Genomic DNA, 22,084 nt, shown 5'->3' with positions numbered 1-22,084 from the left:
CGGCGTGAGCGGGAACAGGCCTGCGGGCGTGAAGGCCCGCGGGTGGGGCTGGCGCCACGCGGGCCGGAAGGCCTTCGCCGTGGACGGGGTGGATCTGGACATCGCCCCCGGCGAACGGATCCTGCTGCTCGGGGCGTCCGGTGCCGGCAAGTCCACCCTCCTGCACGCCCTCGCCGGGGTCCTCGGTGCCGCGGAGGAGGGCGAGGAACGCGGCCAGCTCACCATCGACGGCGTGCCCGCGCCGCTCGCGCGCGGGCGGGCGGGGCTCGTCCTCCAGGACCCGGACGGCCAGATCGCGATGGCCAGAGTCGGCGACGAGGTGGCCTTCGGCTGTGAGAACCTCGCCGTGCCGCGCGAAGAGATCTGGCCCCGAGTGCACCGTGCCCTCGACGACGTGGGCCTCGCCGTCCCCCTCGACCACCCCACATCCTCCCTCTCCGGCGGCCAGAAGCAGCGCCTTGCCCTCGCCGGGATCCTCGCGATGGAGCCCGGCCTCGTCCTCCTCGACGAACCCACCGCGAACCTCGACCCCGCAGGCGTCGACGAGGTGCGCGATGCCGTGCGCCGCAGCCTCGACCGCACCGGGGCGACGCTCGTGGTCGTCGAGCATCGCGTCTCCGTCTGGTCGGGGCTCGTGGACCGCGTCGTGGTGCTCGACGCCGCCGGAGGAGTGGCCGCCGACGGCACACCGGACGCTGTGCTCGCCGAACCGGACGCACGACGTCGGCTGGCCGCCATGGGTGTCTGGGTGCCGGGGTGGCATCCGCTCACCGGCGAGGGGCCGGTGCGGCCGCTGCGCGAATCCCGATCAGACTGGCAGCCCGGCGCCGCTGGCGAGGCCGCCGCGTCGGGGGCTGGCAATGATGGCTCCGGCTCCCACAGCTCAGGCCCCCGAGCGGCCAATGGCCACCGGTCCGGAAGCACCCCCTCCCACGATGCCCTGCTCGCGGCAGGAGGGCTCGCCGTCGGCCGTGCCCGGAAGGCGGCGCCCGTGGTGGCCGGGATCGACCTCGCGCTGCACGAGGGCCGGTCGGTGAGCGTGACCGGCCCGAACGGCGCCGGCAAGTCCACGCTCGCACTCACCCTCGCGGGGCTGCTGCCCGCGCTCGGAGGGCGTCTCGAGGCGCTCGCGCCGCTCGCGCGGGGTGCAGGCCCGAGCCCACACCGATGGCGTTCGAGCGAGCTCGTGACCCGGATCGGGAGCGTGTTCCAGGAGCCCGAGCACCAGTTCCTCACGCCGCGCGTGATCGACGAGCTCGAGTTCGGGCCGCGCCGCGTGGCCCGCATGAAGGAAGCTCAGGTGCGTGCCGCCGTCGACCCCCTCCTCGAGCGGCTGCGCCTGACCCAGCTTGCGGGGGCCAACCCCTTCACGCTCTCGGGCGGGGAGAAGCGCCGGCTCTCCGTCGCGACGATGCTCGCCACCAGCCCGCGCATCCTCATGCTCGACGAGCCCACGTTCGGCCAGGACGCCCTGACGTGGGCCGAGCTCGTGAAGCTGCTCGCCGAGCTCCTCGGCCAGGGCACGTCGCTGCTCTCCGTGACCCACGACGAGGACTTCACCGCGGCACTCTCCGACTCCGTGTACCGGGTGGATTCCGGCCGCGCCGCGCTCGTGGGGGCCGCGGCATGAGCGCTGACACGCCGGGCGCGGCCAATGTGGGAAGTGCGGGCATCCTGACCCCGGACGTTGCGAACTCGACGCTCGCCAGGGCGAATCCGGTGGCGAAGCTCGCGGCGGGCCTGTGCGTCACCATTGCGCTCCTGTTCAGCGTGGACTGGGTGTCCGCGACGGTGGCGCTCGTGTGCGAGCTCGCGCTCGTCCCGCTGCTCGGCGTGCGCCCCGGGACCCTGCTCAGGCGCACGTGGCCGCTGATCGTCGCCGCGGGGCTGGCCGCATACTCGACCGCACTGCTCGGTGCCAAGACCGGACCGGTATGGCTACAGCTTGGGCCCGTCACGTTCACCGAGCACTCGGTCCTCGCCGGGGCCGCGATCGGGCTGCGCGGCCTCGCGATCGCCCTGCCCGGCGTGTTCCTCCTGTTCTCGACCGATCCGACCGACCTCGCCGACGGCCTCGCCCAGAAGCTGCGCCTGCCGGTGCGGTTCGTGCTCGGGGCGCTGGCCGGGATGCGCCTCGTGGGGCTCCTCGTCGACGAGTGGCGCACGCTCGGGCTCGCGCGGCGCGCCAGAGGAGTGGGGAGCGGGCACAGCCTCCCGGCCCGGTTCCGTGCGTTCCTCGGGCAGGCGTTCGCGCTCCTGGTCCAGGCCATCCGCCGGGCCACGCGGCTCGCCGTCGCGATGGAGGCGCGGGGCTTCGGCGGCATCGTCGACGGGAAGCCCGCGCCGCGGACCTGGGCCCGCGAGTCGAACTTCTCGCGCCTCGACGCGTGGGTGATCGCCGGGGGAGCCGCGATCGCCGCGCTCGCCGTGTGCGCCGCCGTCGCGCTCGGCACCTGGAACGTGGTGTGGGGATAGCTGGGCGAGCGGGCGCACGACGGCGACCGTTCGCCGTCGTGCGCTCTGGCGCCTGCCGTCGTGTGGTGGGATCGTAGCGGGGGGAGGCCTTGGCCACTGCAATAGGAGTCAGCGATGTTCGATATCAGCGGATCATTCTCAAGCTTCAGCGCCGGTGACATCGAGGGGGCGCGCGCCTTCTACGGCGGCACGCTTGGACTCGAAACGAAGGATCAGATGGGCGGGCTGCTCGTCACCGTCCCGGGCGGGCAGACCGTGTTCGTGTACCCCAAGCCGAACCACGAGCCGGCCACGTTCACGGTCCTGAACTTCCAGGTCGCCGATCTGGATGCCGCCATTGCGCAGCTCGCTGAAGTCGGCGTGTCCCTCGAGAAGTACCCGTCCACGCCCGAGATGCCAGTCGACGACCGGGGCGTTCTGCGCGACCCGGAGAGCGGAATGGGCATCGCGTGGTTCAAGGATCCGGCGGGCAACGTCCTCTCGATTACTGCAGGGTAGCGCACCCGCTTTATCTCACCAAAGAATGCTGTTGATTGGTCTAGACCTATTTTTGCGTGCCTAAGCGCGTGATTTGAGGTTCGGTATAGCACTTGTGATATTTTCGTGCCTATGGCACAACAGACCGCTGAGACCGTCGGCATCCTCCTGCGTGACGTCCGCTCCCACCGGGGCTGGACTCAGGGACAGCTCGCCTCCGAACTGGGGACCAGCCAGAGCGCCGTCGCGCGCATGGAGCAGGGCAAGCAGAACCTCAGCCTGAAGATGATCCAGCGCATCGAGGACATCCTCGGCCAGCGGATCGTCAACATCGGGCCGCCCAAGATGACCCACCTGCGGGTCGAGGGCGGGCACCGGCTCTCGGGCGCTGTCGATGTCAACACGTCCAAGAACGCGGGCGTCGCCCTCCTGTGCGCCTCCCTCATCAACCGCGGAACCACCACCCTCCGTCGTCTGGCCCGGATCGAGGAGGTCAACCGGATCGTCGAGGTCCTGACCTCGATCGGCGTCGAGTGCACATGGCTCGACGCAGGCGTGGGCGAGCAGCCCCGTGACCTCCAGATCCGCCGCCCCGCCGTCCTCAACCTCGAGGGCATGGATGTCGAGGCGGCGCGCCGCACCCGCAGCGTGATCATGCTCCTCGGTCCGCTCCTCGACGAGAGCAGCGAATACCGTCTCCCGTACGCCGGCGGCTGCGACCTCGGCACCCGCACCGTCGAGCCGCACATGCAGGCCCTGCGCCAGTTCGGCCTTGACGTCGAGGCGACCGCCGGGTTCTACACCGTCCGTGCCCCCGAGGCCGACGGCGCTGACCGCTCCTTTGTGCTCTCCGAGCGCGGTGACACCGTCACCGAGAACGCCATCATGGCCGCGGTGCACCGCGAGGGCGTGACGGTGATCCGCAACGCGAGCCCGAACTACATGGTCCAGGACCTGTGCTTCTACCTGCAGGGCCTCGGTGTGGAGATCAAGGGCGTTGGAACGACCACGCTGCGTATCCGCGGCAAGGCACGGATCGACGCCGACATCGACTACTTCCCGTCCGAGGACCCGATCGAGGCGATGAGCCTCATCACGGCCGGGATCGTCACGAACTCGCAGATTACCGTGCGCCGGGTGCCCATCGAGTTCATGGAGATCGAGCTGGCGACCCTGGCACAGATGGGCCAGCAGCTCGAGGTCTCCGGCGAATACACGGCCCGCAACGGGCTGACGCGCCTTGTGGATGTCACGGTCCTCCCGTCCGAGCTGCACGCACCTGCGGACAAGATCCACCCCATGCCCTTCCCGGGGTTGAACATCGACAACCTGCCGTTCTTCGCGGTTATCGCCGCGAACGCGACCGGCCAGACGATGATCCACGACTGGGTCTACGAGAACCGCGCCATCTACCTCACCGAGCTCAACCGGCTCGGAGCGAACATCCAGCTCCTGGACCCGCACCGCATCTACGTCAACGGACCCACCAAGTGGCGGGCCGCGGAGGTCGGCTGCCCGCCGGCCCTGCGCCCGGCCGCCTGCATCCTCCTGGCCATGCTCGCTGCCCGCGGCACGAGCGAGCTGCGGAACATCTACGTGATTGAGCGCGGGTACCAGGACCTTGCGGAGAGGCTCAACTCGCTCGGCGCGAAGATCGAGTACTTCCAGGACTGATCCCGCCCGGGGGCACGTCTTAGGAACGAGGAGGGCGCTCTCGAGGTGCTCGGAGTCTCGGCACGGGGCGCACGACGGCGCGTGGCCGGCGCGGTGCCGACCCAGGGGTTGACGCAGTCACGGGACGTCGAACACAGTTGCGCCATGACCAGTGGCAGGCGAGGGCGCACGACGGCGCTCGGTGCAGCGCTCGGGGTGGTGCTCGCCATCGTCCTCCTGGTGCTGGGGATTCGGTTGCGGGGCGTCCATGAGACGACGTCGGACTGGGTCCTCTGGCCCAGGGCGGTGCCCTCGAGAGTCCAGTTCGCGGACCGTGACTACGAGTGCGGCGCACATCCGGGTGCGGGCGCCGGGTCCGTCGAGGGGCTGGTCAAACGGGGAACCACCTCCGGGGGAGGAGACATCTACGCGTCGTCCTCGAGTGGAGCCACGACGTGGATCGTCGTCGCCGCAGACAACGCTACGTACACGTGCGGACTGCTGGGCGGCCCGTAGCCAATGATGGATGGATGAATCCCGCCCGCCCCAGCGGACAGCTCATGTGGCAGGCCTCGAGCAGGGACTCCCAAGTCTGCGCACGACGGCGCGTGGCCGGCGTCGTGCGCCCGCTCACCGCGGCCCGCCGGTCCTGGCCGCGCGGTTGGCGCGGGTCGACCGCCACGACAGGGTGGACCACCGCGACTGTGCGGACAGGAACGAGCCGACGCTCAGCCAGGAGCCGGCCGAGAACAGCGAGAGCGCTGAGCCGAGCGAGCAGACGGAGAGCGCTGAGCCGACAGACCCTATCGACAGCACGGATCCCACAGACCCGATCGAGAGGACCGAGCCTCGTGACCACAGGGACAGCGCGGACTGCGTCGGCATGAGGCCATCCTGCCCGCGCGCCCTCTCGTTGGCCAGGCCTCAGGAGGCGGCCCGAGTGAGGGCGCTCTCGATGAGGCCTATGATCGCCGGGTCGTCGGGCACGGTCTGCGGCCGGAAGCGGTGGACCGCGCCGTCGGGCATCACGAGGAACTTCTCGAAGTTCCACTGGATGCGCCCTGCCTTGCCGGCGGTGTCCGGCGTCTTGGTAAGCTCGCGGTAGAGCGGGTGCTGGCCGCGGCCGTTGACCCAGACCTTGGCCATCACCGGAAAGGTGACGCCCCACGTCGCTGAGCAATACTCGGCGATCTTCTCTGAGTCCAGGTACTCCTGCAGGAACTGGTTGCTCGGGAAGCCGAGCACGGTGAAGCCGCGGTCGCGGTACTTCTCCTGGAGTGCCTCGAGGGCCTTGTACTGCGGCGCGAGTCCGCACCTGCTTGCCACGTTGACTACGAGCCGGATCTGGCCCGCCCACTCGCCGAACGTCGTCGTGCGGCCGTCCAGGGTGGTGACTTCAATGCCGTCGAGTCCCATCGCGTTCCTCCCTCTCCCTACTTCTCCAACGAGCGCCGGGCTGCATCGGTTCATTCGCGAAGGGTGTTGAGTGTCGGAGGCTCAAAGTAGCGTATGTCACACCTTGTCAGTTGAAGGATTCCGGGGAGGAACCCATGAAACATCTGGACTGGATAAACGTGCGCCGCAGGGGCGCGGCCGCCATGGCGGCTCTTGCCCTGGCCTTGACCACAGGGGCCGTCGCGAGCCCAGCGTCCGCTGACCCACGCGCCGTCGACAAGACTCCCACCGCCACGGGGTACGGGGGCGCCGTGAGCACCGTGGACCCCGAGGCCTCGGCCGCCGCGCTCGAGGTGCTCCGGAAGGGCGGCAACGCGGTCGACGCTGCCGTCGCAGCAGCCGCTACCCTCGGAGTCACCGAGCCGTACAGCGCCGGGATCGGGGGCGGCGGATACTTCGTGTACTACGACGCGAAATCCGGCAAGGTCAGCACGATCGACGGCCGCGAGACCGCGCCCGCTGGCATCACCCATGACGCCTTCATCGACCCCAAGACCGGCAAGCCCTACAACTTCACACCACAGCTCGTGACGAGCGGAGTCTCCGTGGGCGTGCCCGGCACGGCTGCGACTTGGCAGCGGGCGCTCGACCGCTGGGGGACCCTGAGCCTCGGTGAGGCACTCAAACCCGCGATCAAGGTCGCGGACCGCGGCTTCGTGGTCGACGGGACCTTCCGGCAGCAGACCGAGGACAACAAGCTCCGCTTCCAGCAGTTCACGTCCACGAGCAATCTGTTCCTGCCCGGTGGCGACGCGCCCGCCGTCGGCAGCATCTTCCAGAACCACGATCTCGCGGCGACCTACCGCATGCTGGCCGAGGACGGCGTGAATGCGCTGTACCGCGGGCCTCTCGCCTCTGAGATCTCCGCGGCCGTGCAGAGCCCGCCCAAGTCTGCCTCTGCCACTCTGCCGATCCCCGTGGGGTCGATGACCCCCGCGGATCTAGCCGCCTACACGACCCTCGACCAGGACCCCACCCACGTGAACTACCGTGGGCTCGATGTCTATGGCAAGGCGCCATCGAGTTCCGGCGGGACGACGGTGGGCGAGGCGCTGAACATCCTTAACACTGTCAACCTGTCCGAGATGACCGTGCCTCAGGCCCTCCATTACTACCTCGAGTCGAGTGCCCTCGCGTTCGCCGACCGCGGCAAGTACGTGGGCGATCCGGCGTTCGTCGACGTCCCGGAGAAGGCCCTCCTCGACCCGGTCTTCGGCAAGGAGCGCGCGTGCCAGATCAACCCGAACAAGGCGACCCAGGTCCCCTTCAAACCGGGGGACGTCACCTCGTACGACGGCGTGTGCCCGGCTCGCCCGGCTGCGGCCGCTTCCGAGAAGGACACCGAGAACATCTCGACAACGAATATGACCGTCGCGGACAAGTGGGGCAACGTCGTCGAGTACACGCTCACGATCGAGCAGACCGGCGGCTCGGGCATCGTGGTTCCAGGACGCGGGTTCCTCCTCAACAACGAGCTGACCGACTTCAGTGCGGTGTGGAGCGCGAGCGACCCGAACCGTATCGAGCCGTTCAAGCGCCCGCGATCCTCGATGTCGCCCACGATCATGCTCAAGGACGGCAAACCGTGGCTCGCCCTCGGCTCCCCGGGCGGCTCGACGATCATCACGACAGTCCTGCAGACGATCGTCAACCGCGTCGACCTCGGCATGACAACGCCCCAGGCCATCGCGGCTCCCCGTGCGTCGGATCGGAACTTCGCCAACTCCTCCGGCAGGGCCTTTGTGACGGCAGAGCCGGGGTTCATCTCGAAATACGGAACCGGCCTGGCTCCGTTCGGCCACTTGCTTGTTCCCTCGGGCGACGCGTTCACGTCCGCAGCCGAGATCGGCGCTGAGACTGCCATAGAGTTCCTGCCGGGCGGGAAGATGCTCGCAGCGGCCGAGCCCGTGAGGCGCGGCGGCGGATCGGCGATGGTCCTCAAGCCGTCGCCGTAGCCCCGCCGAGAGCAGAAGCAGAAGCAGACGCAGTGAGCCGTCAGGCCGGCCCCCGCTGGCCTGACGGCTCATCCCGCTGTTTCCGTGGGAGAAAGGATCCGCGGACCATCCGCGTTCCGCGGTGTACCGCCTCAGCGGCTCACGAATCGCTCTACAGGTGTACAGCAAGGAAGCGCTCGATCATCGAGTTCACCTGATCGGGAACGATGAGGTGGGCCCAGTGTCCGGCGCCGACGGTCTGACCGAATTCAAGGTTGGGGAGGACCGCTTGGACGCGGGCCACGTCCACCGGCATGCCGCCGCCTTGCACGATCTGCAGGATCGGCGCCTTCACATGTCCCGCGACCTCTTCGCCGTCCCAGGCAAGGAGGCCGGCGAAGACACCGACGAGCACGTGCTGCGGTACCGCGCACATGTCCTCGACCAGTTGTGATCGCAAGGCCGAGTCGTCGGTTTGTCGGAACATGCGGGACTCGGCAAAGTCGCGTAGGGCGTCACGGTAGTTCGGCCCTCCCAACGCTTGGGCGAGCCCGCCGATGCCCTGGCGGAAGGCCGGGAGAGGGGCTACCGGCACGGGGTCGAGGAGCACCACCGCGCCAACCAGCCCGGGGTGTGTGGCGGCGAGTTCGAGGGCAATCGCGCCGCTCATGCTGTGCCCGACGATTACCGCGGCGCGGAGGTCGAGCTGCTCGCACAGCCAGGCGAGATCCTCGGCCCACTGTGCAAAGGTGAGGTCGCGTTGCACGGGAGCCGTGCTCGCGCCGAAGCCCGCCAGAGTCGGCGCGATGATGCGGTGCCGCGGCGCGAAGTGATCGATCTGGTGTCGGTAATGGTTGGGGACGCCCAGGCTGTGGACGAACACCATCGCCGGCTCACCCGCTCCATGTTCCTCGTAGACCAGCATCGTGCCGTCGGGTTTCGTGGCGTACATCGCGACCTCCTCAGTCGTTCGCCCGAGCTAGGTTGGCGGCGAGTACGGCATTGACTTCGTTGATCTGGTCGGTCGGGCTGAAGGTGATCAGCTCGGTGCCGGCCAGGCTCGACGGTAGGTGACCTGCAGGGGCGTAGTACGTCTCGCCCGCCTCGATGGTCTCGTCGTGGTCGGAGTAGTGGAGAGTCAGCTGGCCAGCCACGACCAGACCCCAGTGCGGGCACGGGCATCGATCGTCGGGGAGCCCCTTGAAGAAGGGCGCAGCGTCGTGCTGGATGCGGATCGTTTCATAGGCGACGGTAAACCCGCCGAGCTCGACCAGACGGGCGGCGTAGGCAGGGGTGTCAATGGTGACGGGCGCGGTTTCCTTGCGTGCGCTTGGCATGACCGGCTCCTTTCGTGTGTGGCGGGCTCCAGGTCCGCCGGTTCTTTTTACCTTCACGGTAGGTTTGGGCGGCGTTCGCAACATCCGCAGAACTACTGAGCCGCAACGGAGCCGTCAGGCCAGCCCGCGCTGGCCTGACGGCTCAGCCGGCAGGTGCTGGGAGGAGCCGCGGAGCATGTCGGGGCCGGTATCCAGGAGACCTGAGAGTGCGAGTGCCTGACGCTCGCCCGCACCGAAACGTTCCGCGAGACGCACGCCCAGGTAGACCAGCGGTCGGAACGGCGCGGGAGGGAACATGATCCGACTGATGCGATTCGTGACGTCGATGACCCGCGCCGCGACTGCGCGACGGTTCGAGGCGTACGAGTCGAGGAGCGCGTCAGCCTTGTCGGGCTGCGCGGCTTCCTCGGCATCGAGAGCGCCTGCAATTGCGCGGGCGAGATACCATCCGTCGCGGATCCCGAGATTCATGCCCTGGCCGCCCGCGGTGCTGTGGACGTGACCAGCGTCCCCCGCGAGCAGCACACGGTCCGCCCGGAACCGGTCGGCGAGGTGATGCCGGATCCGGAGGTGGGTAGAAGCGACAACCTCATCGACGCTGATCTGGGGACGGTCCGAACGACGCGGTGACCACCGGGTATCGATAAGACTCTGGATGGCGTCGGCAGTGGGAGCTGTGTGACCCTCCGGGAGGTTCGCGACCACTCGGAGCCTGCCCTGAGGAAGCGGTACGAGGGCAAGCATGCCGCCCGGGCCCGTGAGGATGATCGCTCGATCGCGCAGCTCGTATCCGGGGGCCACGACGTCCGCGAGCGTCAAGTTCTCTGCATCTCCGCTGGATGCGCCGGTATCGGGGTACGAGATCCCCGCGGCTCTGCGTACTGTGCCGTGCATTCCGTCTGCGCCGACGAGATACCGCCCGCCAAGAGACGCTCCGCCCTCGAGCAGGGCAGCCGAGCCGCGATGGTCCTGCACCACGCCCATGGCGCGGTCCGTGACGAGGCGCACGCCGAGCTCCTGGGCGCGCGCTCGGAGGATGGCCTCGGTCCGAGCCTGCAGAAGGGTCACGGCAAACGGGTAGGGGCCGGGCAGCGCAGTGAAGCGCGCCGTGGTCAGCACGTGCCGAGGCGTCCGCGTCTCCATGCTGTCGATCGTCGCAGCCTCGGCCACGATGGCGTCGGCACAGCCCATTGTTGAAAGCACCCGGAGGGTGCCGCTGTGCATCATGACCGCGCGTCCACCAGGTCCACGATCGCCACCAGAATCGACGACGATCGCCGTGCGCCCCATAAGCGCAACCCCCACGGCGGCTGCGAGCCCCGCGGGCCCGCCGCCCACAACCACGACATCTGCGTCTGGCTGAGCATTCATGACTGGCTCCCTTCCTCTGGCGAGGGTTGCAGACCCTCCGACCCTTCGCCTTCACGGTAGGTTTCGGGGCCGACCGCAACATCCGCAGAACTACGGAGCCGGTACGGAGACGCCCGCCTAGACACTGCATGAGGGTGCGCACATACTGGGCGCATGGCCACGCGGAATACGACGTCGGCCGCCATGACCGCGCTCGCCGCGCGGATTCCGGTTCCCGCGAGCAGTTTCATCGGTCGGGCCGAGGAGCTTGACGCCCTAGCCCGAGCCCGCGATGCGACCCGGGTCGTGACCCTCGTAGGCCCGGGCGGGGCCGGCAAGACGAGGATCCTGCTCGAGTCCCTGCGGCGCGACCCGCCGCCGCCGGAGCGCATCGCGTTCGCCGACCTGTCGGGCCTGCCCGCCGGGGCGCCCCTAGCGCCAGCCGTTGCGGAGGCGGCTGGCCTCCGAGGGATCACTTCGACGGAGGCAGTTGCCGCCGTAGTGTGGTGGCTCGACCTCGGGGGCGAGTCCATCGTCGTCCTGGACAACGCGGAGAGTATGTTGGGCGAGGCCGCCCGCCTGGCCTCTGAGCTCGTTGAAGGCACCGCCGCCGCACGCATCCTGGCCACCAGTCGGCGGCCCCTGAATGTCGCGGGGGAGCGCGTGGTCAGCGTCGGGCCGATGTCCGCCGAGGATGTCGAGGCACTCTTCTGGGAGAGGGCCCTCGCCGTGCGCTCATCGCTGCCCGACTCGCCCGCCTCCCGGGCGTCCGCCCGCGAGCTGTGCGAGCGCATCGACAGGCTGCCGCTCGCCATCGAGCTCGCCGCGGCCCGCTCGCTGGTCATGGCCCCGGCCGAACTCCTCGCGGAGCTTGAACGGGGCATCGACGCCCTCGGTGAGGGACCCACGACGGCGCCCGCTCGCCATCGCAGCCTCCGCGCCACCATCGAGGGGAGCGTCGGTGCCCTCGACGGGCGTGGGCGCGAGGTGTTCGAGGCGTGCGGGATCTTCGCGGGGCCGTTCAGCGCGAGGGCCGCGGCCGTCGTCGCGCACGCCTCGCTCGGAGACCTGGAGGACCTCGTGTCCCGGTCCCTCCTCCAGGCGTCCTCCGAGCCGGCGGGACGGACGATCTTCCGGATGCTCGGGACGCTGCGCGAGTACGCGACAGAGTCGCTCGCGGCGGCCGGGCGCCTCGACGCCGTGCGGGAGGCCCATCTCGCGTGGATGGTGCAGGAACTCGGCGGGGAAGGGTTCCCGAGCGTCGCGGACCGCCTCCGAGCCTCGCACCGCGACGATGCCCTCCCGGATCTCCGCGCCGCCCTCGACTTCGCCCTCCGGGCAGACCCCGCTGCCGGACTCCGCCTCATGGCCTCGACCGAGGAACTGTGGCGCCTCGTGGCGGCGGACGAGGGCGCGGCCCGGGTTGACGCGTTCCTCGATGCCTACCGGGCCCCGGACGAGGTCCGCGCCGGGGGTCTCGTCGCGGCGACCTGCTTGAGCCTCGTGAGACAGGACGCGGAGTCGATGCGCACTCGGTCCGCGGAGGCCCTCGATATCCTCGACGCGCACACGGAAGCGGCCGGCGCTGTCGAGATCTTCCGTGCTGCTGGGCTCGCCTACGCTGGGGAGGCCGAGCGGGCGGAGGCGGCCGCTCGGCGTGCCCTCGAGGCCTTCGCCGCCGTCGGGGATGAGGCCGGGCAGGCACGCGCGCGCGGAATCCTCAGCGCCGCTGCCCTGTTTGCGGGCAGGGCGGAGGAAGCTGTCGCAGGGTTCGCGAGCGCCCTCGAACTCGCCGCCAAGGCTGGCGACGTGTGGGGACAGGGCCAGATCCTGACCCACTGGGGGATGGCGGAGCACGCGCTCGGCCGCACCGCGTCGGCTCGCGCGAAGCTGCTCGCGGCGCTCGACCGCTTCGGTGTGATCGGCGATGTCGTCGTCTATGGCAGCGCCCTCGCTCAGCTCGCAGCCCTCGACGTCCGCAGAGCGCCCGCGGCGGCGGTCCGCGCGGCAGCCTCTGCTGCCAGACGCCAGGGCGGCAGCGGACGATACGACGCCCGGACCCTCGCCGACATCGCGGGGGTCAGGACGGCCGCGGCCGCACTCATCGGGGAGGGCCCGGCACGGCAGGCCTGGGACGAGGGCGAGCGGATCACCTTCGCCGATGCGGCTGCCGGACTGCGGGCGCTCGACGCCGGCGCCTCCCGTGGCGGGCTGCTCACCGCGCGCGAGCTCGAGGTCGCAGAGATGGTGCGGCGGGGCCACACGAACGCGTCGATCGCTCGGCGCCTCGGGATCTCGGAGAGGACCGTGGAGAGCCACGTCGCGCACGCTACGGCGAAGCTGGGGATCCGCAACCGGGTGGCCTTGGCTGGCTGGGCAGCCGACCACCCGGTCGGGGGCTGAGGGTGGTTCGAAAGAGCGGCTTCACACTCCAGTTGGCGATGAAGCACGGCTCAGGAGCTGCGGCCCGCGGTCCAGGAGCCCGGACAGGCCGAGCGCCTGGCGGGCAGGGGCGGGCGTCCGGGCGGTGATGCGCATGGCGAGGTTCCGAAGAGGCCGGACGGGCGGGGGTGCGAAGAGCATGCGGTGCATCCGGCCAGTTGCCGCGATGACGCCTTGGGCTGCTGCACGCCGGTTCGTCGCGTAGGCGTCCAGAAGGGCGCTCGCCCGCTCGCGCTCCCCGGCCTCGTCGGCCTGCAGCGATGCATCGATCGCTTCGGCGAGGTACCAGCCGTCGCGTATTCCGAGATTCATCCCCTGGCCCCCGACCGGGCTGTGGACGTGGCCCGCGTCTCCGGCGAGAAGCACACGTCCCACCCTGAACCCCTCCGCAAGATGGTGCCGGAAGTGGAACCGCGAGGCCCATTCGAGCTCGTCGACGATGATCCGGCCGGAGGATCCGCGGCGCGGGAGAGGGCCGCGTGAGTCGATGAGCTCCTGGATGGCCGAGAGGTCCTCGGCCCGCTCGCCGTCGCGCACACTGGCGAGCACGCGCAGCCTCCCGTTCGGCAGGGGGATCAGCACCAGCAGTCCGCTGCCCGGGTAAGCGTTCAGGTGGACTCTGTCCACGGAACCCGAGGCGACGACGTCGGCGAGCACCATGTTGGCGTCGTCGCCCCGGGCCGACCCCGTGTCCGGGAACGTGATGCCCGAAGCCTCCCGCACCGTGCTGTGCATGCCATCGGCCCCGACCACCGCGCGGCCCTCGAGGAACCCGCCGACGTCGAGCGCGACTGCTGCCGCGCCCTCGTCCTGATCGACGCCGGTGGCGTGGGCGGTCACGAAGCGGACGCCCAGCTCCTCGGCGCGGCGCCGGAGCGCTGCCTCGGTGCGCGCCTGATGGATGGAGGCGGCGAAGGGGTAAGGCCCCGGAAGGGTATCGAAGGGACTGTGGGTGAGCAGCCCGCGCCGGCTGTTCATGCGCATCGAACGCAGCTGCACCGCTTCACTGAGAATCGGTGCGGCGCAGCCGGCCTTCTCGAGCACGGCGAGCGTTCCCGCGTGGACCACGAGGGCCCGCGAACCCACGCTCCGGTCCTCGCCCGGATCGACGACGGTCGCCGAGCGCCCCCTGAGGGTGAGGGCCACGGCCGCGGTGAGTCCGGTCGGCCCCCCGCCCACGATCACTGCATCTGCTGAGGCGTCCACGGCGCGTCCTTCCTGATGACATTGGCTTGCGGTGGTGCCTTCACGGTAGGTTTCGTGGCTCGGCCGCCGCATCGGTGGAAGTACTCAGGGGGTACTCAGGCCGCGCACTGGACACCCGTTCTCGGCCCCGCCGATACTGTGGGAATGGACGTGGGAGCGCCGCCGGAAGCACCCGAGGTGCCGATCGTTGGGCGTCTACCTGCTCCCGCGAGCAGCTTCATTGGCCGTACTGCAGAGCTTGCCGCCGTCGCCGAAGCCCGCAGCCTCAGCCGACTCGTGACCATCACGGGTCCAGGCGGGGCGGGGAAGACGCGTCTCGCGATCGAGGCCGTGCGGTCGGACGCCGCCGCGCGGACGGTCTTCGTGGACCTCACCCGCATCACGGACGGTGGATCCGTGGGGCTCGCCGTGGCGAATGCCGCGGGGATTCGCGCCGCACGGCGGACATCGGCGCTCGGCTCCATCCTGTGGTGGCTCGAAGCCGACGGCGAGGCTCTGCTCGTCCTGGACAATGCGGAGCACGTCCTCGCCGAGACCGCGGCGCTCGTCGTAGCCCTCCTCGAAGGCGCCGCCACGTGCCGCATCCTGCTCACGAGCAGGCAGCCCCTGCGGGTCGCGGGTGAACGGGTGGTCCCCGTGGGGCCGATGCTCGATGATGAGGCCGCGAGCCTCTTCTGGGAGCGCGCCCTTGCCGTCCGCGCGGCGCTCCCTGTCACACCGGCGTCCCGCGCGGCTGCGGCCGAGCTGTGCGAACGCCTCGACCGACTGCCCCTCGCGCTCGAACTCGCGGCCGCCCGCATGGCGGTACTCACCCCGGCCGAGATGCTCCCGATGCTCGATCGCCGCTTCGAACCGCTCGCATCTGGGCCGCCGACGGCGCCGGCACGCCACCGGAGCCTGCGCGCCTGCATCGCTTCGAGCGTTGAAGCCCTCAACGGGCGGCAGCGGGAGGTCTTCGAGGCGTGCTCGGTCTTCGCGAGCCCCTTCGACGCCCGTGCTGCGGCTGCCGTCGTCGATGCGTCGCTGACGGATCTCGAGGATCTCGTATCGCGGTCCCTGCTCCAATCGGAGACGGACCCGGAAGGCCGCACGACCTTTCGGCTCCTCGAGAGCCCTCGCGAGTTGGCGAGGGAGGGCCTCGACGCGAGCGGGATGGTCCCGGCCACGCGGCGGAGGCACCTCGCGTGGATGGTGGCCGAGTTCGGTGGGGCGCAGTACCCGACGATCGCCGAATCGTCCCGCTACGCGACGCCAAGCTACAGGCTGCCGGAGCTCCGTGCGGCCCTCGACTATGCGTCCGAGGCGGATCCGGCATCGGGTCTTGCCCTCATGGCGTCGAGCCGTGACCTCTGGTTCCGCGTAGCGCAGGACGAGGGCCTCCTCCGTGTCCGCGCGCTTCTGGACAGGTACCCTCGCCCGGACGCCGTCCGGGGCGGCGGCCTCGTCACCGCGGCGCTCCTGCACAACGCCAACCAGCAGACTGACCTGGCCCATGCCGCGAGTCGAGAGGCGCTGACGATCTTCGAGCCGAACACGCTCGGCGCCGCCATGAGCCACTACCTAGGGGCGGTGTCATGCTTTCTGTCCGGCGACGTCCACGGAGCTATCGACTCAGGGACCGCAGCCGTCGAGGCGTTCACCGCGGTGGGCGACGATCCGGGACGGGGACGCGCGATGAGCACGCGCGGCACCGCATTTGTGATCGGCGGTCGACCCGCGGAGGCAGTGCCGGCGCTGCTCGAGGCGCTCGAGGTCTCGGAGTCGGCGGGTGATGGGTGGTCGCAGGGCCAGATCCTCACTTACCTTGGCATTGCCGAGTCAGACCTTCACCGGGATTCCTCGGCGCGGGCATACCTGGCAGGCGCGGTCGAGCACTTCTCCCGGGTCGGAGACATCTCGCTCCTCGGCATCGCCCTCGCACGGCTCGCGGCCATCGAAGTGCGGCGGAATCCACTCGGGGCCGTGCGGGCCGCTGCGTCCGCGGCCCGCCGCGAAGGTGCTGGTGGCCGGTACCACGTGATCACCCTCGGCGACATCGACGCCGTGCGCTCGGCTGCCGAGCGGGAGGCCGGTGCCGAGGCCGTGGCCGCGGCGTGGCGCGAGGGCGAACGGCTCTCGATGGCCGACGCAGCGGCCGCGCTCCGGGCGCACGACGGCGGGCGCTCGCCTTCCGCTCTCACCCCGCGCGAGCTCGAGGTCGCCGAGCTGGTCCGGCGCGGGCACACGAACGGGTCGATCGCCCGAAGGCTCGGCGTCTCCGAGCGGACCGTGGAGAACCACGTCGCGCACGCGACAGCGAAGCTCGGCGTGCGCAACCGTGCGGCCCTTGCCGCCTGGGCCGCGGAGCGGGATCACGCGACTGGCGGCTGAGCCCTTCTCGACGCAAGGCGGTGGTGAAGCAGGAGGGCGCCCAGGCCGACGGCCGTGACTGCGCCGAAGGCAATGGTGGTCGCGGAGATGCCGAAGGCGTCCGCACCCCACCCCAGCAGCGTTGCGCCGATAGGGGTCGTTCCCGCCATGAGGAGCACGAACAGGCTCATGACGCGTCCCCGCAGGCGATCCGGCACGATGGCCTGCAGTGACGAATTCGCGGTGGTCGTGTACACCGTCCCGCTGATGCCGGCGACGGCCATGAGCGCGAGGCTCGCGGGATAGGACCGTGAAATGCCCAAGGCGATCAGCACGAGGGCGAGGACCGCCCCTGCGGTGACCATGCGACGTCGTCCGCCGGGCCCGAGGAGGATCAATCCGGCCCCCGCGACGAGCGAGCCTGCACCGAACGCTCCCATGAGCGCCCCGAAGCCGACCGCTCCGACGTCGAGCAGGTCTTGGGCCATGAGGGGCGCCGCGACCGGCCAGTTGAAGCCGAACGTCCCGACTACCGCGAGCGAGGCCAAGACGAAGACGACGGCGGGCGTGCGGCGCGTGTAGGTCAGGCCCTCCCGCAGGGCGTGGTGCCCCGGGCGCTGGCCCGCCGGCGCGTGGAGTTCAGCCGGACGCATGAGCAGGAGTGCGGCCAACGAGGCGGCGAAGCTTGCGGCGTTGATGAGGAAGACGCCCGCGGCGGACAGCTCTGCGAGGGCGACACCGCCGAGGGCGAACCCGATCATGCGCGTTCCGTTGAACTGGAGGCTGTTCATCGCCACCGCGTCGGGCAGGAGATCGTGGCCCGTGAGTTCGGGGAGGAACGCCTGCTGCGTCGGGTTGTTGAATGCATTGGAGAGCCCGAGGACGACGGCCAGGACGGCGAGCTCCCAGATCTGCGGGGTACCGAGCAGGGTCAGGATGCCGAGCACGAGGGCCTGGAGCGCGGCGAGGCTCTGGGTGGCGATGAGCAGCCCGCGCTTCGGGAGGCGATCTGCCACGACCCCGGCCGGAAGGGTGAAGAGCATCATCGGCAGGAACTGCAGCATGGTGACGGTGCCCAAGATCCCCGGGGAGTGGCTGATCTGGAGGACGAGCCACGCCATGGCGACGGTCTGCATCCATGTTCCCGTGCCGGAGACCAGCTGGCCCGTCCAGAAGAACGCGAAGTTGCGGACGCCGAGAACCCTCACCATGTCACGGGGGTGCCTTCGGGTTGCTTCGCCGGCCCCTGCCGGGGCGCCGCGAGGCTTGCGCCAGCCACCCATCTGGGATTCGTCCACCCTCGCATGCTAGGACCGTTGCGAAGGATCCGCTCGGGGCCAAGGGCCCCGTGCCGGCTACATGCTGCACATGAGCGGGACCTTGGGCTCTTCGCAGTCGGCGTCCAGCCGCGCATCCTGAAAGTGGAGGCCCGCCCGGGCGGGCGGTCCCTCCGCTGGAGGAGGTGGCGACGATGCGGTCGTTGATGTGGAAGCTCCGGATCGCCACGCTGTGGGTGTTCTACGCAGTGGGAATGGTCCTTCTGTTCATCTTGGTGCTCATGGAACCGGGGTCCGTCGACCAGCTGAGGACCGGCCGGATCGCAGAGATGGCGGTTGACAGCCCGATGACGCTGATGATGCCCGGGTTCGTGCTCATTCCATTGGCTTTGGCGTTCCTGACGTTCGTTCTCACGGACACCGTGGCCCGCTGGGTCAACGTGGTCGCGGGCGCGTTCTTCGGCGCCATGATGGTGTGGGACGTCTTCGAGCACTGGGGCGCCGCGGTCATCGCGGCTCCGGTGGTGTCTGAACTGGTGGCGCTCGCTGGGATCCTCGTCGTCGTGATGGCGCTGATGAAGCCCAAGGAGGAGCTCGCCGAGGCACGGCATACCGACAAGGCGCTCGCAGCATAGGGGCTCGGTCGGAATGAGATGACCCCCAGGCCGATCTGGCCTGGGGGTCATCCCTGTTCGGGTACACCTGATGACGGTCAGGCTGGGTCGAGGGCGCCGATTGATTCTGCCGCGTCCCACGCGAAGCTCGCGAGCCAGTGCGTGGACATGAAGTCGCCGCTGTCGAGGCCCCTGAGCCCGGCCTTGAACAGTGGTCGGACAGCCGCGGCGAGCACGGCCTCGGGTGAGCCCGCGGCGGGAGCCGGGCTGCCGCCGTCGTGCGTGCCGCCCGCTCGCCCCGATCGGAGCACAGCCACCACACGCGCGAGCTGTCCTGAGCGGGTCAGGTTGAGGCCGTGGAGGTGGACCATGTAGCCGTCGGTCTCGTCGGTGACGCCCACGGGTGTGAGCATCCGCGAGCCAGCGGCCAGGTTGGGCAGGAACCGGTCGAGCCAGGCGGCGAACTCGGCGGGAGAGAGGACCCGGGCCATCAGGTCGGCCTCGCTCAGGCCGGCGGACAGGAAGTCCTGGCCGGAGAGCTCCCACTCGGCGGCCCAGCCGGCGTCGTCGGCGAACCAACGGCGGGCGGCGGCCTCGCAGGCCGCTGCGGCGTCGTCCCGTCCCAGCGTCCGGAACGCGTCCACGAGCCACGCGAGGCCGAACGCCGAGTTGGTGTGAAGGCCGTGCCGCACCGGGTACTCCGCCTTGTCGAGCCACGCGACGACGAGCCCCTCGACCGTGTCCACGCATCCGCCGAGGTGCACCGCCCAGCTGCGCACCTCGGCGTCGTGCGAGACGGCGCACGCGGCGGCGAGGCGCACGAGCCACGCCCACCCATACGGCCGCTCCCACGTGGGGTTCGCCGCGAGGTAGGCGGCCTCAACGGCGAGCTTCTCCTGCGTGAGGTTGGCGCCGAGCGCGGTGCGGAGCTGCTCGGCCGCCTCGGACTCGAGCTGCCCCGAGCCCAGCACGCTCACGCCGAGCCAGTGCATGTGCACCGACGAGTGCCAGTCGAACGAGGTCCCGAAGGCGGGGTGCAGCTCGCCGGGCATGGCCGTGTCCTCGGCGGATCGCCGCACGTGGTGCGCCGAGTAGGGATAGGGCCGTGCGAGGTTGTCTAGCACGACGGCGGCACAGCGGCCCGCCGCATGCGGGAAGAGGCCGTCAGGGAACGGGCCCTCGGGTAAGCGGTCCGAGGGGGACGGCGCGGTGGGCACGCCGGGGGAGTCGCCCATGGGGAGATCCTTCCGTCTAGTGGAACGCGAGGAAGTACATGAGCGCGACGTTGACCGCGAGGAGCGGCACTGCCGTGCCGATCTGGGCCGTGATCACGCCGTACTTGTTCTTCATCTCGAGCAGCGCGGACGGGACGAGGTTGAAGTTCGCCGCCATGGGCGTGCAGAGCGTGCCGCAGAAGCCCGCGAGCATGCCGATTGCGAACACGATCGCCGGGTCGCCGTGGAACTCCTGGACCAGGACCGGCCAGCCGATGGCCGCCGTCATGATCGGGAACGCCGCGAAGCCGTTGCCCATGAGGATGGTGAAGAGGAACATGCCCAGGCAGTAGACGAGCACACCCGCGAAAAGCGAGCCCTTGGGCATGACGGTGGTCGCGAGCGTGCCCACCGCGGTGCCGACGCCGGCCTTCGTGAACAGGATGCCGAGGGTTGAGAGCATCTGCGGCAGGAGCGCGGCCCAGCCGATCGACTCGAGGAGCCGGCGGCTCTCGATGACCGGGTTGAGCTTGTTCTTCGGCTTCAGTAGCACGACGGCGAGGACGGCCGCCACCACCGCCCCAATGGCCAGGGCCACGAGGGTCGTGTTCTTGGGATCGAGGATTGGGGTGTTGCCGATGGTCAGGGCCGGGGCCGCCAGCACGAGGACCACGGTGACCACGGGGATGGCCAGTGCGGGGATGAAGAGCCTGTTGCCGAACGTGGCTGCGTACGCGACGCGCTCGGTGGGGCTGGAGGTCTTGGCCGGGCCGTGCTTGAGGCGCCCCGTGGCGGCGATGGCGACGAGGACGAGGACTGCGACGCCCAGAATCCACGCGGGGGCTGTGCCTGCCTGGACCCAGGTGCCGAAGAAGAAGCAGAGCCCAAGAAGGCCCCAGAAGGACGAGGCTCCCCAGCGGTGGGGATGGTTCTCATCCCGTGCAATGAGCGATGCCCAGCCAATGAACAGGGCTCCGATGAGCCAGTAGACGGCTTCGACGTTGATCACAGTGCGCCCTCCGCCGCTTCTGCGGCCTCGTCGGTCTTGGTGGTGTTCGCGTACTCGCGGTCCAGGGCCCGGTCGAGACGCAGGAGCCGGAAGCCGTGGATCAGGAAGGCCGCGATGGCGGTCGGGATGGCCCAGACGGCGAGCTGGAGCGGCTCGAGGTGCAGGTGATAGGTCGTGTCCACGAACGTGGTGATGAGCAGGATCGAGCCAACGGCCACGAAGACGTCCTCTCCGAAGAACACGCCCACGTTGTCCGCCGCGGCGGAGTGGCCCTTGATCTTCTCCTTGACCTTCTCGGGCACGTGGCCGTAGCGGCGCATCGCGGCGCCCTCGGCCATCGGGAAGACGAGCGGCCGGACCGTCTGGGCGTGGCCGCCGATGCTCGTGAGCCCGACGGCCGCGGTGATCTGGCGGATGGCGAGGTAGGCCAGGAGGACTCGGCCGGCGGTGAGCCTGGCGAGCTTGCCGATGAGGTTCTTGGCCTGTTCCTGGAGGCCGAAGTACTCGATGATCCCGATCACGGGCAGCACTGCCGCGAAGATCGTCACCGAGCGGCTGCTGGCGAAGCCGGAGCCGAACGCATCAAGGATCTGGATGGGATTCAGGCCACCGAGGAGGGCGGTGACGATGCCCGACACGGTGACGACGACGAGGGGGTTCAGTCGGATGGCGAAGCCAACGATGACCAGGAGTACCCCGATGAGTACAAGCATGATGATCCGTTCCGGTGTGGGACTGCACGGGTCCTGCGTAGGTCCTGCGACAGGGGGTGTAGCGTGCGCCGCGCGACGCTGTGACCTAGAGCATATCTTTTTGTTCAACAATCACGCAAGGGCTTGTTGAACAATCGTGGGGTGCGTCCCGTCCGACCTCCGCAGCTCTCGAGCGGTCCGGCGTGCGATGCGTGAGGAAAGCGCGATTCATGCCGCTGATTGAGGTTAGAGCTGGGGAATGGTGCAGCTGTCACCCGACGACGGCCCGCGGCTGGCGCGTGGCCGGAGTCCTGCATCAACGTCGCACTGGCACCCTCGCGTTGCACGGCCGGTCTTGGGGTGGGCGCCCTGCGGATCCAGCCACGCATTCGGGCTCGTGACCCTGATTCGGATCCTAGGTCGTGTTCGGGCAGATCCCGCATACCGAGCTCCCCAGCTTTCGAACAGCCTGAGGCGCGACACGCCGACAATATGCGCGACACGTCGTGGATTGAAGCCTAAAGCGGGGGAGGGGCGCACGGGGGCGGATGGGCGCCGCGACGGGCGGGGTGGGCGTCCGCAAGGGTAGGGAGGTGACTC

General features: G+C 69.8%; 19 protein-coding genes. 9 read left to right on the top strand and 10 right to left on the bottom strand.

The window, feature by feature from the left end:
• Positions 1–4: 4 nt before the first annotated feature.
• The 5 genes from RBS60_RS15735 to RBS60_RS15715 all read left to right on the top strand — a co-directional run bounded on the left by RBS60_RS15735 (position 5) and on the right by RBS60_RS15715 (position 5,121).
• On the top strand, positions 5–1,630 hold the full coding sequence (locus RBS60_RS15735; protein ID WP_307958528.1) for an ATP-binding cassette domain-containing protein: 1,626 nt from the start codon (positions 5–7) through the stop codon (positions 1,628–1,630).
• The gene (locus RBS60_RS15730) at positions 1,627–2,475 is read left to right on the top strand and encodes an energy-coupling factor transporter transmembrane component T (protein ID WP_307958527.1); all 849 of its coding nucleotides are present in this window, start codon (positions 1,627–1,629) and stop codon (positions 2,473–2,475) included. The genes RBS60_RS15735 and RBS60_RS15730 overlap by 4 nt, the downstream gene beginning before the upstream one ends.
• A 114-nt stretch (positions 2,476–2,589) precedes the next feature.
• A complete protein-coding gene (locus RBS60_RS15725; protein ID WP_307958526.1) occupies positions 2,590–2,973 on the top strand; it encodes a VOC family protein in 384 nt (127 codons plus the stop codon).
• A 111-nt stretch (positions 2,974–3,084) separates the two neighbouring features.
• The gene (locus tag RBS60_RS15720) at positions 3,085–4,626 is read left to right on the top strand and encodes a UDP-N-acetylglucosamine 1-carboxyvinyltransferase (protein WP_307958525.1); all 1,542 of its coding nucleotides are present in this window, start codon (positions 3,085–3,087) and stop codon (positions 4,624–4,626) included.
• Positions 4,627–4,770: 144 nt separating this feature from the next.
• Entirely contained in the window at positions 4,771–5,121 is a 351-nt protein-coding gene (locus RBS60_RS15715; RefSeq protein ID WP_307958524.1) for a hypothetical protein, read from the top strand.
• A 114-nt stretch (positions 5,122–5,235) separates the two neighbouring features.
• On the opposite strand, the gene RBS60_RS15710 is transcribed toward RBS60_RS15715, so the two are convergent.
• Both RBS60_RS15710 and RBS60_RS15705 read right to left on the bottom strand, forming a co-directional pair.
• Positions 5,236–5,490 (bottom strand): hypothetical protein, encoded by a 255-nt coding sequence (locus RBS60_RS15710; protein WP_307958523.1) that lies wholly within the window; start codon positions 5,488–5,490, stop codon positions 5,236–5,238.
• Between the two features lie 39 nt (positions 5,491–5,529).
• On the bottom strand, positions 5,530–6,021 hold the full coding sequence (locus RBS60_RS15705) for a glutathione peroxidase (RefSeq protein WP_307958522.1): 492 nt from the start codon (positions 6,019–6,021) through the stop codon (positions 5,530–5,532).
• A 134-nt stretch (positions 6,022–6,155) separates the two neighbouring features.
• Between RBS60_RS15705 and ggt the strand changes: the two genes are divergently transcribed.
• Entirely contained in the window at positions 6,156–8,015 is a 1,860-nt protein-coding gene (ggt, locus tag RBS60_RS15700; protein WP_307958521.1) for a gamma-glutamyltransferase, read from the top strand.
• 151 nt (positions 8,016–8,166) lie between these two features.
• Here the strand turns inward: ggt and RBS60_RS15695 are convergent, their stop codons facing one another.
• The 3 genes from RBS60_RS15695 to RBS60_RS15685 all read right to left on the bottom strand — a co-directional run bounded on the left by RBS60_RS15695 (position 8,167) and on the right by RBS60_RS15685 (position 10,702).
• The gene (locus tag RBS60_RS15695) at positions 8,167–8,946 is read right to left on the bottom strand and encodes an alpha/beta hydrolase (protein WP_307958520.1); all 780 of its coding nucleotides are present in this window, start codon (positions 8,944–8,946) and stop codon (positions 8,167–8,169) included.
• 10 nt (positions 8,947–8,956) lie between these two features.
• Positions 8,957–9,331 carry a hypothetical protein gene (locus RBS60_RS15690; protein WP_307958519.1) on the bottom strand — a complete coding sequence of 125 codons (375 nt, stop codon included), beginning with the start codon at positions 9,329–9,331 and terminating at the stop codon, positions 8,957–8,959.
• Between the two features lie 114 nt (positions 9,332–9,445).
• Complete coding sequence (locus RBS60_RS15685; RefSeq protein ID WP_307958518.1) at positions 9,446–10,702, bottom strand: FAD-dependent monooxygenase; 1,257 nt, start codon at positions 10,700–10,702, stop codon at positions 9,446–9,448.
• A 153-nt stretch (positions 10,703–10,855) separates the two neighbouring features.
• Here RBS60_RS15685 and RBS60_RS15680 point away from each other — a divergent pair, with 153 nt between their 5' ends.
• A complete protein-coding gene (locus tag RBS60_RS15680) occupies positions 10,856–13,084 on the top strand; it encodes a LuxR C-terminal-related transcriptional regulator (RefSeq protein WP_307958517.1) in 2,229 nt (742 codons plus the stop codon).
• A 21-nt stretch (positions 13,085–13,105) separates the two neighbouring features.
• Here the strand turns inward: RBS60_RS15680 and RBS60_RS15675 are convergent, their stop codons facing one another.
• Complete coding sequence (locus RBS60_RS15675) at positions 13,106–14,329, bottom strand: NAD(P)/FAD-dependent oxidoreductase (protein ID WP_307958516.1); 1,224 nt, start codon at positions 14,327–14,329, stop codon at positions 13,106–13,108.
• Positions 14,330–14,473: 144 nt separating this feature from the next.
• On the opposite strand from RBS60_RS15675, the gene RBS60_RS15670 reads away from it, so the two are divergent.
• Positions 14,474–16,699 carry a LuxR C-terminal-related transcriptional regulator gene (locus RBS60_RS15670; protein ID WP_307958515.1) on the top strand — a complete coding sequence of 742 codons (2,226 nt, stop codon included), beginning with the start codon at positions 14,474–14,476 and terminating at the stop codon, positions 16,697–16,699.
• Here the strand turns inward: RBS60_RS15670 and RBS60_RS15665 are convergent.
• The gene (locus RBS60_RS15665; protein ID WP_307958514.1) at positions 16,681–17,976 is read right to left on the bottom strand and encodes an MFS transporter; all 1,296 of its coding nucleotides are present in this window, start codon (positions 17,974–17,976) and stop codon (positions 16,681–16,683) included. The two genes, RBS60_RS15670 and RBS60_RS15665, sit on opposite strands and share 19 nt — an antisense overlap.
• A 173-nt stretch (positions 17,977–18,149) precedes the next feature.
• Between RBS60_RS15665 and RBS60_RS15660 the strand changes: the two genes are divergently transcribed.
• Complete coding sequence (locus RBS60_RS15660) at positions 18,150–18,590, top strand: hypothetical protein (protein ID WP_307958513.1); 441 nt, start codon at positions 18,150–18,152, stop codon at positions 18,588–18,590.
• Positions 18,591–18,667: 77 nt separating this feature from the next.
• Here the strand turns inward: RBS60_RS15660 and RBS60_RS15655 are convergent, their stop codons facing one another.
• Genes RBS60_RS15655 through RBS60_RS15645 form a run of 3 tightly spaced genes read right to left on the bottom strand, consistent with a single transcriptional unit; the run spans position 18,668 to position 21,505 of the window.
• A complete protein-coding gene (locus RBS60_RS15655; protein WP_307958512.1) occupies positions 18,668–19,804 on the bottom strand; it encodes a DUF2891 family protein in 1,137 nt (378 codons plus the stop codon).
• Between the two features lie 16 nt (positions 19,805–19,820).
• Positions 19,821–20,792 (bottom strand): DUF979 domain-containing protein, encoded by a 972-nt coding sequence (locus RBS60_RS15650; protein WP_307958511.1) that lies wholly within the window; start codon positions 20,790–20,792, stop codon positions 19,821–19,823.
• Entirely contained in the window at positions 20,789–21,505 is a 717-nt protein-coding gene (locus tag RBS60_RS15645) for a DUF969 domain-containing protein (RefSeq protein ID WP_307958510.1), read from the bottom strand. Before RBS60_RS15645 ends, RBS60_RS15650 begins: the two co-directional genes overlap by 4 nt.
• Positions 21,506–22,084 lie beyond the last annotated feature (579 nt).

This window comes from Sinomonas sp. ASV486 (assembly GCF_030908215.1).
GTDB classification, from domain to species: Bacteria; Actinomycetota; Actinomycetes; order Actinomycetales; family Micrococcaceae; genus Sinomonas; species Sinomonas puerhi.
The sequence above is the reverse complement of the archived record's forward strand: the minus strand, read 5'-3'. Positions and strand labels throughout refer to the sequence as shown.

Coding starts and splice junctions, on each gene's coding strand:
- RBS60_RS15680 (WP_307958517.1), top strand. CDS start 10,856: ATGGCCACGCGGAATACGACGTCGGCCGCCATGACCGCGCTCGCCGCG.
- RBS60_RS15670 (WP_307958515.1), top strand. CDS start 14,474: ATGGACGTGGGAGCGCCGCCGGAAGCACCCGAGGTGCCGATCGTTGGG.
- RBS60_RS15710 (WP_307958523.1), bottom strand. CDS start 5,490: ATGCCGACGCAGTCCGCGCTGTCCCTGTGGTCACGAGGCTCGGTCCTC.
- RBS60_RS15705 (WP_307958522.1), bottom strand. CDS start 6,021: ATGGGACTCGACGGCATTGAAGTCACCACCCTGGACGGCCGCACGACG.
- RBS60_RS15690 (WP_307958519.1), bottom strand. CDS start 9,331: ATGCCAAGCGCACGCAAGGAAACCGCGCCCGTCACCATTGACACCCCT.
- RBS60_RS15720 (WP_307958525.1), top strand. CDS start 3,085: ATGGCACAACAGACCGCTGAGACCGTCGGCATCCTCCTGCGTGACGTC.
- RBS60_RS15730 (WP_307958527.1), top strand. CDS start 1,627: ATGAGCGCTGACACGCCGGGCGCGGCCAATGTGGGAAGTGCGGGCATC.
- ggt (WP_307958521.1), top strand. CDS start 6,156: ATGAAACATCTGGACTGGATAAACGTGCGCCGCAGGGGCGCGGCCGCC.
- RBS60_RS15645 (WP_307958510.1), bottom strand. CDS start 21,505: ATGCTTGTACTCATCGGGGTACTCCTGGTCATCGTTGGCTTCGCCATC.
- RBS60_RS15695 (WP_307958520.1), bottom strand. CDS start 8,946: ATGTACGCCACGAAACCCGACGGCACGATGCTGGTCTACGAGGAACAT.
- RBS60_RS15660 (WP_307958513.1), top strand. CDS start 18,150: ATGCGGTCGTTGATGTGGAAGCTCCGGATCGCCACGCTGTGGGTGTTC.
- RBS60_RS15715 (WP_307958524.1), top strand. CDS start 4,771: ATGACCAGTGGCAGGCGAGGGCGCACGACGGCGCTCGGTGCAGCGCTC.
- RBS60_RS15685 (WP_307958518.1), bottom strand. CDS start 10,702: ATGAATGCTCAGCCAGACGCAGATGTCGTGGTTGTGGGCGGCGGGCCC.
- RBS60_RS15655 (WP_307958512.1), bottom strand. CDS start 19,804: ATGGGCGACTCCCCCGGCGTGCCCACCGCGCCGTCCCCCTCGGACCGC.
- RBS60_RS15725 (WP_307958526.1), top strand. CDS start 2,590: ATGTTCGATATCAGCGGATCATTCTCAAGCTTCAGCGCCGGTGACATC.